The sequence below is a fragment of the Burkholderia sp. Ax-1720 genome, from assembly GCF_011753035.1.
In the GTDB taxonomy this organism is placed as follows: Bacteria; Pseudomonadota; Gammaproteobacteria; order Burkholderiales; family Burkholderiaceae; genus Burkholderia; species Burkholderia gladioli.
Window position 1 is genome coordinate 1 of sequence record NZ_VWWK01000027.1, and the last position, 13,192, is coordinate 13,192.

Here is a 13,192-nt window from a genome sequence, read left to right on the forward strand (position 1 = left end):
CGGCACCGGCGCGGAGGCGGCGCCGCCGTTGAACGCGCTGGCGTCGCCGCCGCTCGCCGAGGGCGACGAGGCCGCGTCGGCGGGCGGGGCCGGGTGCGAATCGTCGCTGCAGGCGGCCAGCATCAGCGTGATCGACAGGACGGACAGGGCAGCCGCTCGGAACATCTCGGATCTCCTTGGCGCGGGCGGGTTGAGGGTGGGTTGAGGGCGGGCCATAGTATCGCCCGCCGGTGCGACGCGCGCGTGAAGCCCGGCGCGAGCGTGCCGCGCCGTCCGGCTCGGGACCGCCCGGCAGGCTCAGGCCGTCAACGCCGCCTCGGCCCGCCGAACCGTCTCGATCACGCGCCGCATCCTCTCCACCAGCGCCTCGCCGGCCGGCACGAAGGGCAGCCGCAAGGCGTTCGCGCACCAGCCCTCGTCGGCCAGCGCGGCCTTCACCGGCGCCGGGTTCGGTTCCTCGAACAGCACCTGCACCAGCGGCTGCAGCGCCACCGCGAGCCGCCGCGCCTCGGCCAGCTCGCCGGCCAGGATCCGCTCGCGCACCCGCACGTGCAGGGCCGGGAACAGGTGCGCCGAGCTCGCGATCGCGCCGTGCGCGCCCACGCAATGCGCCGCGAAGTTCTGGTTGTCGTCGCCGGAGAACACGCGCAGCGGCGTCTCGTGCACGAGCCGCATCATCCGGTCGATCGAGCCGCCGCATTCCTTGATGCCGGCGATCCGCGCGTCCTCGGCCAGCGCCTTCAAGGTATCGAGCTCGACGTTCACCCCGGTGCGATACGGGATGTTGTAGACCAGCAGCGGCAGGTCGGCGGCTTGCGCGAGCGCCTCGAAGTGGCGGCGGATGCCGTCCTGGGTCGGCCGCACATAGGTGGGCGGCGTGACCAGCAGGCCGTCGGGCGCGAGCGCGGCCAGCTCGCGCGCGCGCTGCACCGCGCCGCGCGTCGCGCTGTGCGAGAGCCCCAGCACGATCGGCGCGGCCGGCACGGCGGCGCGCAGCGTGGCGAACACGGCGGCCTGTTCGTCGGCGTCGAGCAGGGCGCCCTCGCCGGTGGTCGCGCAGGCGACGAAGCCGGCGATGCCGGCCTGGCCGTGATGCCGGGCGAGCCGCGCGAGCGCGTCGTGATCGACGGCCTCGCCCGCGAAGGGCGTGACGATCGGCAGCCAGATACCGGAAAAATCGATGGACATGCAAAACCTCGGTCGGGAACGTGGTGATGGAGGGAACGTTCCGCCGGCGGGCGCCGGACCGGGGAGTGGCAGGGTCGAGCGACCCAGGTGGATTCCCGTCCGGCTTCACGCCTGACGGGACGCGACTCCCCGTCAGTCGAGAAGTCGTTTTTTCAGTTTCAGCACGGCTGCGCGCGCGAGCACGGCGGCCGACCCGGACGAGGCGGCGCGAAGCTGGCAGGGCGACAGGAGCGAAATCGCGAAGGGCGACATGGCGGGACCGTGAGGAAACGAGCGGCCATCTTAGCATCGCGCCGCGCCCGGCGACCAGCCCCGCGCGGCGGCCGGCACGTCGTCAAATGACTTTTGGTTGTGACCTAAGGACGATTGAATCTTAGGGCCGCGCGATGCGCCTCGCTACAATCGCCGATCAGGTTTACCAACGGCTGACAGGCCGACCAGACCAACCACACAGGGGTTTCGATGAACCAGAAGCAAGGGATCGGCCGCTGGCTGATCGCGGGCGCGGCGGCGGCGATCGTCGCGGCGGCGCCGGCCGCGCACGCGGACACCGCGTTGCTGAACGTGTCCTACGACGTGACGCGCGAGCTCTACAAGGATATCGACGCCGGTTTCGCCGCCGCCTGGAAGCAGAAGACCGGCGAGACCGTCTCGATCCGCCAGTCGCACGGCGCCTCCAGCGCGCAGGCGCTGTCGGTGCTGCAGGGCCTGCAGGCCGACGTGGTCACCATGAACCAGCCCAACGACATCGACCTGCTCGCCGAGCGCGGCCAGCTGCTGCCCAAGGACTGGCGCAAGCGCCTGCCCGACAACAGCTCGCCGTACTCGACCACCATGGTGTTCCTGGTGCGCCACGGCAACCCCAAGCAGATCCACGACTGGAGCGATCTGGCCAAGCCCGGCGTGCAGGTGGTGATCGCCAATCCGAAGACCTCGGGCAACGGCCGCTACGCCTACCTGGCCGCCTGGGGCTACCAGAAGCTCAAGGGCGCCAGCGACGAGCAGGCGCTCGCGTTCGAGAAGGCGATCTTCCGCAACGTGCCGGTGCTCGACGCGGGCGGGCGCGGCGCCACCACCACCTTCACGCAGCGCGAGATCGGCGACGTGCTGGTGACCTTCGAGAACGAGGTGGCGCTGATGGACAGCGGCAGCTCGGGCCAGCAGTTCGACGCGGTCTATCCGTCCAGCAGCATCCTGGCCGAGCCGCCGGTGGCGCTGGTCGACAAGGTGGTCGACAAGAAGGGCACGCGCAAGGTGGCGCAGGCCTATCTCGACTACCTGTATTCGCCGGCCGGGCAGGAGATCATCGCGCAGCACCACCTGCGCCCGCGCGATCCGGCCGTGCTCAAGCAGCACGCGGCCGAGTTCAAGCCGCTCAAGACCTTCAGCGTCGAGCAGGTGTTCGGCAGCTGGGACCAGGTGCAGAAGACGCATTTCGCCGACGGCGGCACCTTCGACCGGATCGTGGTCGACCGGAAGTAGGCGGGCCGGGCGGGGAAACGAGACGGGAGCGCCGCGGCGCTCCCGTTTTCATTCAGCGCCGCGCAAAGGTGCGCCAAGTCTTCATTGCGAGGCCTCGACCAGGGTGCGCTCGAATTCCGCATGCGCTTCCTCGAGCTTGCGCTGGCGCTCGGCGATCTTCTTCGCGCCCTTGCCGGCGGCCCGGGCTTCCTGAAGCTCGCGCTGGCGCTGGTCCAGCTTGCGCTGCGCCGCGTCGACCTTGCGTTGCGCGTCGCTGCGCAAGCTGGCATCGGTGCAATTGGCATTCAGTTGCGCGAGCGCCGTCTCGAGTCCGTCAACGCGCGCCGCATTGCCATGGGCCCGGGCATAGTCGATCTCCCGTTCGATCGCGCCGCGCTTCGCGTCGCAGCTGCGGGGCTGGGCGGAACACACTGCCGGCAGGATCGCTGCGGCAAGCAGGCAAAGCTTGATCGTCATGTTCATGCGGGTCCTCGTGTCATGTCGGGTGGGCAGGCGCGGACGAGCCGGGATCGGTTCGTCCGCGCCATGGTACTGCGCGACGCGCACGGCGCCGTCGGGGCTCAGAGGCTGGCCTGGTTCATGCGCTTGGACAGCGCCTCGGCCTGCTCGCGCCGTTCGCTGTAGCGATCCACCAGATAGCTGCCGGCGCCGCGCGTGAGCAGGGTGAACTTCATCAGTTCCTCCATCACGTCGACCACCCGGTCGAAATAGGGCGACGGCTTCATCCGGCCGTCCTCGTCGAACTCCTGGTAGGCCTTGGCCACCGAGGACTGGTTCGGGATCGTCAGCATGCGCATCCAGCGGCCGAGCACGCGCATCTGGTTGAGCGCATTGAACGACTGCGAGCCGCCGCTGACCTGCATCAGCGCCAGCGTCTTGCCCTGGGTCGGGCGGATCGCGCCGCTCGCGAGGGGGATCCAGTCGATCTGCGACTTCATGATGCCGGTCATCGCGCCGTGACGCTCGGGCGAGCACCAGACCATGCCTTCCGACCATTGCGCGAGCTCGCGCAGCTCGGCCACCTTCGGATGCGTTTCCGGCGCGTCGTCGGGCAGCGGCAGGCCATGCGGATCGTAGAGCCGGACCTCGCCGCCCATCGCGCTCAGCAGGCGCGCCGCTTCCTGCGCGAGCAGGCGGCTGTAGGAGCGTTCGCGCAACGAGCCGTGCAGCAGCAGGAAACGCGGCGCGTGATCGGGCGCGGGTTTGCCGAGCAGCTCGGCGAGCGCCGGCACGCGAAACGCGGCGGCGTCCAATTGCGGCAGCAGGGTATCAAGCGGGGCGGACACGTCGGCCCTCCGCGTCGATCACCGGTTCGCCGTCCTCTTTCGCGAACGGTCCTCGCGGGCCCGCCGGCAACAGCTCGAGCACCGTCTCGGAAGGACGGCAGAGCCGCGTGCCGCGCGGCGTGACCACGATCGGCCGGTTGATCAGGATCGGATGCGCGAGCATGAAGTCGATCAACTGCTCGTCGCGCCAGGCCGGATCGTCGAGCCCGAGCGCCTCGTAGGGCGTGTCCTTGCGGCGGAGCAATTCGCGAGGGGCGATGCCCATCGCCGCGATCAGCCCGAGCAGCGTGTCGCGATCGGGCGGCGTGAGCAGGTAGTGGACGATCCGCGGCTCGATGCCGGCGTGGCGGATCATCGCGAGCGTGTTGCGCGAGGTCCCGCAATCGGGGTTGTGATAGATGGTGACCTCGCTCATGAGGCTCTCCTTGGGAAGTCAGGCGCGCTCGTACCAGGCGCGCGAGCGGTTGACGACGCGCACCACCAGCAGCATCACCGGCACCTCGATCAGCACGCCCACCACGGTGGCGAGCGCGGCGCCCGATTGCAGGCCGAACAGGCCGATGGCGGTGGCGACCGCCAGTTCGAAGAAATTGGAGGCGCCGATCAGCGCCGAGGGGCCGGCGATCTCGTGCCGCTCGCCGAGCGCGCGGTTCAGCCAGTAGGCGAGGCCCGCGTTGAACAGCACCTGCACCAGGATCGGCACGGCGAGCAGCGCGATCACCAGCGGCTGGCGCAGGATCGCCTCGCCCTGGAAGCCGAACAGCAGCACCAGGGTGGTCAGCAGGGCGGCGATCGACCAGGGCCCCAGCGCGGCCAGGGCGGCCTCGAAGCGCGCCGGGCCGCGCGCCAGCAGCCGCTGCCTGGCGAACTGGGCCAGCAGCACCGGCAGCACGATGTAGAGCAGCACCGAGGCGCCCAGCGTCGCCCAGGGCACCGCGATCGCGCTCGCGCCGAGCAGCAGGCCCACCAGCGGCGCGAAGGCGAACACCATGATCGCGTCGTTGAGCGCGACCTGGGACAGCGTGAACAGCGGGTCGCCGCCGGTCAGCTGGCTCCACACGAATACCATCGCGGTGCAGGGCGCGGCGGCCAGCAGGATCAGGCCGGCCAGGTAGCTGTCGAGCTGCCCGGCGGGCAGCCAGGCGGCGAAGCATTGCCGCAGGAACAGCCAGCCCAGCAGGGCCATCGAGAACGGCTTGACCAGCCAGTTGACGGCCAGCGTGACGCCGATGCCGCGCGCGTGGCGCCGCAGCCCGGCCAAGGCGCCGAAATCGACCTTGATCAGCATCGGCACGATCATCACCCAGATCAGCAGGCCGACCGGCAGGTTGACATGGGCCAGCTCCATCCCGCCGACGGCCCCGAACAGCCCGGGCAGCAGGCGGCCGAGCGCGATGCCGGCCAGGATGCAGAGCACGACCCAGAGGCTCAGGTAGCGTTCGAAGCGGCCGATGGCGGGTGCGGCGGCGGGGCCGCGCCCCGTGGCGGGCGAGCTGGGCATGGCGGGCGGGATCAGGAGGAAGGGGGCGAGGGCGGGCAGCAGGCGGGCGCCTCGGTTGCCGCGCAGGCCTGGCCGGCGCAGCAGTTCTCGGTCAGGAAGCCCATCAGCGCGTTCATCTGCGCATAGTTGGCCGCGTAGATCATGAAGCGGCCGCGCTGCTCGACCGTCACCAGGTCGGCGTGCGTCAGCTCCTTCATGTGGAACGACAGCGAGGAGGGCGCGATGCCCAATTGCTCGGCGATCTGCCCGGCGGCCATGCCGGCGGGGCCGGCTTCGACGAGCAGACGAAAAACGCCCAGGCGGGATGCCTGGGCGAGAGCCCCGAGGGCGCGGACGGCTTGGTTCGTTTCCATGTTTCGATAATAGTTGAAATATAAAAACGAAGCGAGGGAGATTTGCGGCTGATCAAGGTGCGCGAGATTTCTCTCGAAATTCGTGAAATCTGCGAGGGAATTTGCTCGATTCGAGGCCTGGCGAGCAGGATCAGAAAAATAATTCTTCTTATGACGGCGAAAAATAGTGCCAACAGATAGCGACAGACAGCCGCAGCCCAATCCCCGGAGACAAGCCTCATGACCGCCCGACCGCCGCTGGACGGCACCCCCGCCCTCGCCGACTACCGCCTCACCGACAATCTCACCGCCACGCGCGGGCGCGTGTTCCTGACCGGCACCCAGGCGCTGGTGCGCCTGCTGCTGATGCAGCGTGCCCGCGACGCCGCGCATGCGATCGACTCGGCCGGTTTCGTCAGCGGCTACCGCGGCTCGCCGCTGGGCATGGTCGACCAGCAGATGTGGAAGGCGCAGAAGCTGCTCGACGCGGCCCGCGTGCGCTTCCTGCCCGCCATCAACGAGGAGCTGGGCGGCACGGCGGTGCTCGGCACGCAGCGCGTCGAGGCCGACCCGGAGCGCACCGTCGAGGGCGTGTTTGCGATGTGGTACGGCAAGGGCCCCGGCGTCGATCGCGCCGGCGACGCGCTCAAGCACGGCAACGCCTATGGCGCCTCCCCGCATGGCGGCGTGCTGGTGGTGGCCGGCGACGACCACGGCTGCGTCTCGTCCTCGATGCCGCACCAGAGCGATTTCTCGATGATCGGCTGGCAGATGCCGGTGGTGAATCCCTCCAACATCGCCGACATGCTGGAGTTCGGTCTCTACGGCTGGGCGCTGTCGCGTTTCTCGGGCACCTGGGTCGGCTTCAAGGCGATCTCGGAGACGGTGGAGTCGGGCTCGACCGTCGATCTCGACGCGCTGGTCACCGACTGGCCCGAGCCGCCCGCCTTCGAGGCGCCGGCCGGCGGCCTGCACAATCGCTGGCCCGACCTGCCGAGTCTGTCGATCGAGGCGCGGCTGGCGGCCAAGCTCGAGGCGGTGCGCCACTTCGCGAAGCACAACAGCATCGACCGCTGGGTGGCGCCGAGCCCGCGCGCGAGCGTGGGCATCGTGACCTGCGGCAAGGCCCATCTCGACCTGATGGAAGCGCTGCGGCGGCTCGACCTGACGGTGGCCGACCTCGACGCGGCCGGCGTGCGCATCTACAAGGTCGGCCTGTCCTTCCCGCTCGAGACCACGCGGCTGGAGCGCTTCGTCGAGGGGCTCGAGGAAGTGCTGGTGATCGAGGAGAAGGGCCCGGTGATCGAGCAGCAGATCAAGGACCATCTCTACAACCGCGTCGCGGGCGCGCGTCCGCGCGTGCTCGGCAAGCACGACGCGCAGGGCGCGCCGCTGCTCTCGGCGCTCGGCGAGCTGCGGCCCTCGCGCGTGCTGCCGGTGTTCGCCGACTGGCTGGCGCGGCATCGCCCGGCGCTGGATCGCCGCGAGCGCGTGGTCGAGCTGATCGCGCCGGACATCCTCTCCAACGAGGCCGACGCGGTGAAGCGCACGCCCTACTTCTGCTCGGGCTGCCCGCACAACACCTCGACCAAGGTGCCCGAGGGCTCGATCGCGCAGGCGGGAATCGGCTGCCACTTCATGGCCTCGTGGATGGAGCGCGACACCACCGGGCTGATCCAGATGGGCGGCGAAGGCGTCGACTGGGCCGCGCACGCGATGTTCACCAACACGCGCCACGTGTTCCAGAACCTCGGCGACGGCACCTACTTTCATTCAGGCATCCTGGCGATCCGCCAGGCGGTGGCCGCGCGCGCCACGCTCACCTACAAGATCCTCTACAACGACGCGGTGGCGATGACGGGCGGCCAGCCCGTCGACGGCAGCCTGTCGGTGCCGCAGATCGCGCGGCAGGTGGAGGCCGAGGGCGTGTCGCGCTTCGTGGTGGTATCCGACGAGCCGGAAAAGTACGACGGCCATCGCGACCAGTTCCCGCGCGGCACCACCTTCCATCACCGCGACGAGCTCGACGCCGTGCAGCGCGAGCTGCGCGACACCGACGGCGTGACGGTGCTGATCTACGACCAGACCTGCGCGGCCGAGAAGCGTCGCCGCCGCAAGAAGGGCGAGTATCCCGACCCGGCGCGGCGCGCCTTCATCAACGAGGCCGTCTGCGAGGGTTGCGGCGATTGCGGCGTGCAGTCGAACTGCCTGTCGGTGGAGCCGGTGGAGACGCCGCTGGGCCGCAAGCGCCGCATCGACCAGTCCTCCTGCAACAAGGACTATTCCTGCGTGAACGGCTTCTGCCCGAGCTTCGTGACGGTGGAGGGCGCGGCGCTGAAGAAGGCGGCCGGCATCGCCTTCGACGAGGCCGCGCTGGCCGCGAGCGTCGAGGCGCTGCCGCTGCCGGCCGCGCGGCTCGACGCGGCGCCCTACGACATGCTGGTGACGGGCGTGGGCGGCACCGGCGTGGTGACGGTCGGTGCGTTGATCAGCATGGCCGCGCACCTGGAAGGCAAGAGCGCCTCGGTGCTCGACTTCATGGGCTTCGCGCAGAAGGGCGGCTCGGTGCTGTCCTACGTGCGGATCGCCGCGCGCGACGAATGGCTGAACCAGGTGCGCATCGACACGCAGCAGGCCGACGTGCTGCTGGCTTGCGACATGGTGGTGGGCGCCAGCGCCGAGGCGCTGCAGACGGTGCGCCACGCGCGCACGCGGATCGTGGTCAACACGCACCGGATCCCGAACGCCGCCTTCGTGCGCGACCCCGACGCGAGCCTGCATGCCGACGCGCTGCTCGACAAGATGCGCCACGCTGCCGGCGAGGACTTCGTGAGCGACTGCGATGCCCAGGCGCTGGCCGCCAGGTTCCTCGGCGACAGCATCGGCGCGAACATCCTGATGCTCGGTTTCGCCTGGCAGCAGGGGCGCGTGCCGGTCTCGCTGGCCGCGCTGATGCGCGCGATCGAGCTGAACGGCGTGGCGGTGGCCGCCAACCGGCTGGCCTTCGCGATCGGGCGCATGGCCGCCGCCGATCCGGCCGGGCTCGATGCGTTGTGGAACGCGCGGCATCCGCTGCCGCAGGTGGTGGCGCCGCGCACGCTCGACGAGCTGGTCGAGGATCGCGCCGGGCGGCTCGACGCCTATGGCGGGCGCCGCTACGTCGAGCGTTACCGCGCGCTGGTCGGCGCCGCGCGCGCCACCGGCGACGAGCGCGTGGCCGAGGCGGTGGCGACCACCTTTTATCGCCTGCTGGCCGTGAAGGACGAATACGAGGTGGCGCGGCTCTATAGCGATGGCAGCTTCCGCGCGGCGCTGGCCGCGCAATTCGAGGGCACCGCCGGCAGCGACTACCGCCTGCGCTTCCACATGGCGCCGCCCACCACGGCCAGGAGCCGCGACGGCGCGCGGCCGAGGAAGCAGAGCTTCGGCGGCTGGATGTGGCCCGTGCTCGGCATGCTCGCGCGCTTTCGCGCGCTGCGTGGCAGCCTGCTCGATCCGTTCGGGCGCACCGAGGAGCGGCGCATGGAGCGCGCGCTGGCCGACGATTACGAAGCGACGATGACGCGCGCCTTCGCGGTGCTGCAGTCGCGGTCGGCCGAGGTGGCCGAGGCGGTCACCGCGCTGGCGGCGCTGCCCGCCCGCGTGCGCGGTTACGGGCCCGTGAAGCTGGCCAGCGTGGCGGCCATGAAGCGCGCCGAGCGGCCGCTGGCGCTCGCGGCCGGGCTCGAGGCGAGCACCAGCGCGGCGGTCGCGCATGCCATCGAGTCGATCAAGGGCGGCGGCGCGCTGCGCGGCATCCCGGTGGTGGTGGCCAAGTGAACGGCGCGGCGGCGGCCGGCGTGAGCCGTCGCCGCCGCACCTGCTTGCCGATCGAACGATCGTCGGGCTCGCGCCCTCAGACCAGCCCTTTCTTGCGCGTCGACAGCGCCGTCTCCGACAGGTCGACCTCGCGCATCAGCTTGCCGAGCGTCTCGTCGTTGATCTTCTGCTCGGCGCGCATCCGGTACAGCGCCGCGCGTTCGGCGCGCACCGCCGCGATCTTCATCTGCAGCTCCATCTTCTCGGCCTGCTTGGCCTCGGCGCGCAGCGTGGCCGCGTCGTCGGCCTCGTCGAGGCTTACCAGGCGGCGCCGGTAGAGATCCATCACGCGCGCGGTCAGGTCGGCGCAGCGTGCCGCGTCGGCCTCGTCGAGCGTCTCCGTGAGCGTGTCGTGGGTCGCGTCGATCGCGCGGATCGCGGCCTGGGCGGCCGCCGCGCGCGCCGCGCGTTCCTCGTGCGCATGCGGGTTCGGCGTGGTGCGCAGGCCGCGCAGCAGCAGCGGCAGGCCGAACACGGCCACCAGCAGCGAGCCGAGGATCACGCCCGAGGCGATGAAGATCGCCGTGTCGCGCCCGGCCAGCGGCGTGCCGTCGCCGAGCGCCACCGGCAGCGACAGCACGCCGGCCAGCGTGATGGCGCCGCGCACGCCGCCCACCGTCATCAGCGCCACGGTGCGAAAGCCCGCCCAGGAGCCAGTCATGCCGCGCCGCGCGGCGCGCTTGCTGGCGAACCAGCGCAGCAGCCAGACCCAGGCGAAGCGGATCAGGTAGAGCGCGGCCATCATCGCCAGCACGTAGCCGATCATGGCCGCCACCAGCGCATCGCTCTCGTGGTGCGCCGACAGCAGCGCGCGGCCGATGATCTGCGGCATCTGCAGGCCCAGCATGATGAACACCATGCCGTTGAACACGAACTCGATCATCGACCAGGTGCTCTCGGCGCGCACCCGCGCGGCCACCGTGCTGCTGCGCGAGAAGCTGGTGTAGTTCATCATCATCCCGGCCGCCACGGCCGAGAGGATGCCTGATAGTTCGAAGTGCTCGGCGATCAGGTAGGAGGCGAACGGGATCAGCAGGGTCATCACGATGCCCGGCGCCGGGTCGCCTTCCTGGGCCGCGTTCAGGAAGCGCGTCGACAGCGTGCTGAACAGCCAGGCCAGCAGCGCGCCCACCGCCAGCCCGCCCGAGGCGACGATCACGAAATTGAGCGAGGCCTCGCGCAGCGAGAACACGCCGGTGAGCGCCGCGGCGATCGCGAACTTCAGCGCGACCAGGCCCGAGGCGTCGTTCATCAGCGCCTCGCCTTCGAGGATGTGGGTCAGTTGCGCCGGAATCCGGCCCTTGCCGGCGATGCCCGACAGCGCCACCGCGTCGGTCGGCGAGAGCACCGCGGCCAGCGCGAAGGCGACCGGCAGCGGCAGGCCCGGGATCAGCCAGTGCGCGAAATAACCCACGCCGACCACGGTGATGAACACCAGCCCGAAGGCCAGCATCAGGATCGCGCGCCGCTGCAGGTAGAGCTCGCGCTTGGGGATCCGCCAGCCGTCGGCGAACAGCAGCGGCGGGATGAACAGCAGCATGAAGATCTCGGGATCGAAACTCACGTGCAGGCCGAGCCTGGGCCAGGCGAGCAGGGAGCCGATCGCGATCTGCACCAGCGGCAGGGGCGGGCGCCAGGGCAGCAGCCGGATCGCGATGCCGGACAGCGCGACGGCGAGCAACAGGATGAGGACGGTGAAAACGATTTCCATCGATACGGGGGGCTCTCTTGACGGTGGCGGACCGGCCGAGTGTAGCGCGCACGGGCGAAGGGCGTCGTGCCGCCTCGCACCAAATCGGTGCGAGCCAGGCACCGCGATCCGGCAAGAAGCCGCGACCAGCAAGCTTTTTCGCCGATCCATGCAGTGAGCACGAAGCTTGCTTGTAGCTGACTGATAACACGATGGAATGAAACGAGGGTGCAATGATGATCGGATCGATTACGCGTCGCGCGCCGTGTCCGGCGCCGGCATTCGGGAGGGTCGCCACATGATGATGACGACCATGCAGCAGGAGCGTGCGGCGCCGGCGGCGACGCACGGCGCGGGTTCGCCTTATCGCTTCGAGCGCGAGGTCACCTCGGGTTTCGAGCGGGTCGCCTCCAGCCACCGCGAGCTGGCGCTCTCCAGCGTGTTCCAGCCGATCTTCAGCCTCTCGCACCAGCGCGCGATCGGCTACGAGGGCCTGCTGCGCGCGCACGACGCGCTGGATCGGCCGGTCTCGCCGCTCGACGTGTTCGGCGAGGCGGCGCGCCACGGCGAGGCGATGCAGGTCGACCGGCTGGCCCAGGCCCTGCACCTGGAGAATTTCTCGCTGCTCGGCGCCGAGCGCGAATGGCTATTCCTGAACGTGCATCCCGGCGTGCTGACCGACCCGTTCCAGGCCGCGGCGCTGCTGGCCAACCTCAAGCGGCTCGACATCTCGCCGCGCCGCGTGGTGCTGGAGGTGCTGGAGCAGCGCGCCGACGATCTCGAACGCCTGGCCGACGCGGTGCACGATTTCCGCGAGCACGGCTTCCTGATCGCGCTCGACGATTTCGGCGCGGGGCATTCGAACATCGAGCGGATCTGGCAGCTCAATCCCGACATCGTCAAGCTCGACCGCATCATGCTCTCGCATGCCCAGCATCGCCGCGGGCAACTGGCGATCCTGCACGGGCTGGTCACCCTGCTGCACGAGGCCGGCAAGCTGGTGCTGATCGAGGGCATCGAGACCGAGCACGACGCGCAGGTGGCGCTGGCCTGCGAGGCCGATTTCGTGCAGGGCTATTTCTTCGGGCGGCCGGCGCCGGGGCTGTCCGACGGCGTGACGGCCTCGGCCTGCATCGGCGAGCTGACCGAGCGCTACCGCCTGCAGACCGAGGCGCGCGAGCGGCGCGACGCGCAGCGCATCGCGCCCTACCTGCGTGCCTTCGAGCGCGCGGCCGAGCGGCTCGCGGCCGGCGAATCGATGGACGAGGTGTGCTGGAACTTCCTCGCGCTCGACGACGCGGCGCGCTGCTTCCTGCTCGACGGGCAAGGGCGGCAGGCCGGCAGCAACGTGGTGCTGCGCGCCGATCGCGCCCAGCACGAGACGCGCTTCCTGCCGCTGGTGGAGGCGCAGGGCGCGAACTGGCTGCGGCGCCCGTATTTCCGTGCGGCGATCGCCGAACCGCAGCGCGTGCACGTGACCAAGCCCTACCTGTCGATCAACGAGGCGCTGCCCTGCGTGACGCTGTCGATCGCGATCCGGATCGGCGATGCGCTGCGCGTGCTGTGCGGGGATATCGACTGGCGGGAGGGGGAGTGGGTGGTGTGAGGCAGGGCATGCGCCCGCGTTCGCGCGCGGGCGTTACCGTGTCTTACCCGATGTTGCGGCCGAGCGACAAGGATAGGTGACACGATTGCTTGTAAATTGAAAGTATTTTGTAAAAATGAAGAAAATTTGACGGTGGCGACAACAACGGCGAGGAAAACGAAAAGGCGAAATGAAATTCCGCTATCGTTTTCCATGAATGCTGTCGGAATGATCGAAAATCGTCGTAAGTGATATGAGCAAGACGATGTC

10 protein-coding genes are annotated in these 13,192 nt (G+C 69.9%); 3 read left to right on the forward strand and 7 right to left on the reverse strand.

Annotated features, from left to right (window positions below):
- Nucleotides 1-297 precede the first annotated feature (297 nt).
- The gene (dapA, locus tag F3J18_RS11355) at nt 298-1,188 is read right to left on the reverse strand and encodes a 4-hydroxy-tetrahydrodipicolinate synthase (protein ID WP_025098657.1); all 891 of its coding nucleotides are present in this window, start codon (nt 1,186-1,188) and stop codon (nt 298-300) included.
- Nucleotides 1,189-1,650: 462 nt separating this feature from the next.
- Between dapA and F3J18_RS11360 the strand changes: the two genes are divergently transcribed.
- Nucleotides 1,651-2,670 (forward strand): sulfate ABC transporter substrate-binding protein, encoded by a 1,020-nt coding sequence (locus F3J18_RS11360; protein ID WP_025098656.1) that lies wholly within the window; start codon nt 1,651-1,653, stop codon nt 2,668-2,670.
- A gap of 81 nt (nt 2,671-2,751) precedes the next feature.
- Here F3J18_RS11360 and F3J18_RS11365 read toward each other — a convergent pair whose 3' ends face one another.
- The 5 genes from F3J18_RS11365 to F3J18_RS11385 all read right to left on the reverse strand — a co-directional run bounded on the left by F3J18_RS11365 (nt 2,752) and on the right by F3J18_RS11385 (nt 5,810).
- Nucleotides 2,752-3,132 (reverse strand): DUF1090 domain-containing protein, encoded by a 381-nt coding sequence (locus tag F3J18_RS11365; RefSeq protein WP_043278345.1) that lies wholly within the window; start codon nt 3,130-3,132, stop codon nt 2,752-2,754.
- Nucleotides 3,133-3,230: 98 nt separating this feature from the next.
- Complete coding sequence (arsH, locus tag F3J18_RS11370) at nt 3,231-3,956, reverse strand: arsenical resistance protein ArsH (RefSeq protein ID WP_036048971.1); 726 nt, start codon at nt 3,954-3,956, stop codon at nt 3,231-3,233.
- Nucleotides 3,940-4,371 carry an arsenate reductase (glutaredoxin) gene (gene arsC, locus F3J18_RS11375; protein ID WP_166912874.1) on the reverse strand — a complete coding sequence of 144 codons (432 nt, stop codon included), beginning with the start codon at nt 4,369-4,371 and terminating at the stop codon, nt 3,940-3,942. Before arsC ends, arsH begins: the two co-directional genes overlap by 17 nt.
- A gap of 18 nt (nt 4,372-4,389) precedes the next feature.
- Nucleotides 4,390-5,457 carry an ACR3 family arsenite efflux transporter gene (gene arsB / locus F3J18_RS11380; RefSeq protein WP_166912875.1) on the reverse strand — a complete coding sequence of 356 codons (1,068 nt, stop codon included), beginning with the start codon at nt 5,455-5,457 and terminating at the stop codon, nt 4,390-4,392.
- 11 nt (nt 5,458-5,468) lie between these two features.
- The gene (locus F3J18_RS11385; protein WP_025098651.1) at nt 5,469-5,810 is read right to left on the reverse strand and encodes a metalloregulator ArsR/SmtB family transcription factor; all 342 of its coding nucleotides are present in this window, start codon (nt 5,808-5,810) and stop codon (nt 5,469-5,471) included.
- 219 nt (nt 5,811-6,029) lie between these two features.
- On the opposite strand from F3J18_RS11385, the gene F3J18_RS11390 reads away from it, so the two are divergent.
- Nucleotides 6,030-9,608, forward strand: a complete 3,579-nt coding sequence (locus tag F3J18_RS11390) for an indolepyruvate ferredoxin oxidoreductase family protein (RefSeq protein WP_166912876.1) — start codon at nt 6,030-6,032, stop codon at nt 9,606-9,608.
- A 76-nt stretch (nt 9,609-9,684) separates the two neighbouring features.
- On the opposite strand, the gene F3J18_RS11395 is transcribed toward F3J18_RS11390, so the two are convergent.
- On the reverse strand, nt 9,685-11,358 hold the full coding sequence (locus tag F3J18_RS11395) for a Na+/H+ antiporter (protein ID WP_025098649.1): 1,674 nt from the start codon (nt 11,356-11,358) through the stop codon (nt 9,685-9,687).
- A gap of 280 nt (nt 11,359-11,638) precedes the next feature.
- Between F3J18_RS11395 and F3J18_RS11400 the strand changes: the two genes are divergently transcribed.
- Nucleotides 11,639-12,943 (forward strand): EAL domain-containing protein, encoded by a 1,305-nt coding sequence (locus F3J18_RS11400; protein WP_166912894.1) that lies wholly within the window; start codon nt 11,639-11,641, stop codon nt 12,941-12,943.
- Nucleotides 12,944-13,192 lie beyond the last annotated feature (249 nt).

Coding starts and splice junctions, on each gene's coding strand:
- dapA (WP_025098657.1), bottom strand. CDS start 1,188: ATGTCCATCGATTTTTCCGGTATCTGGCTGCCGATCGTCACGCCCTTC.
- F3J18_RS11360 (WP_025098656.1), top strand. CDS start 1,651: ATGAACCAGAAGCAAGGGATCGGCCGCTGGCTGATCGCGGGCGCGGCG.
- F3J18_RS11365 (WP_043278345.1), bottom strand. CDS start 3,132: ATGAACATGACGATCAAGCTTTGCCTGCTTGCCGCAGCGATCCTGCCG.
- arsC (WP_166912874.1), bottom strand. CDS start 4,371: ATGAGCGAGGTCACCATCTATCACAACCCCGATTGCGGGACCTCGCGC.
- arsB (WP_166912875.1), bottom strand. CDS start 5,457: ATGCCCAGCTCGCCCGCCACGGGGCGCGGCCCCGCCGCCGCACCCGCC.
- F3J18_RS11385 (WP_025098651.1), bottom strand. CDS start 5,810: ATGGAAACGAACCAAGCCGTCCGCGCCCTCGGGGCTCTCGCCCAGGCA.
- F3J18_RS11390 (WP_166912876.1), top strand. CDS start 6,030: ATGACCGCCCGACCGCCGCTGGACGGCACCCCCGCCCTCGCCGACTAC.
- F3J18_RS11395 (WP_025098649.1), bottom strand. CDS start 11,358: ATGGAAATCGTTTTCACCGTCCTCATCCTGTTGCTCGCCGTCGCGCTG.
- F3J18_RS11400 (WP_166912894.1), top strand. CDS start 11,639: ATGATGACGACCATGCAGCAGGAGCGTGCGGCGCCGGCGGCGACGCAC.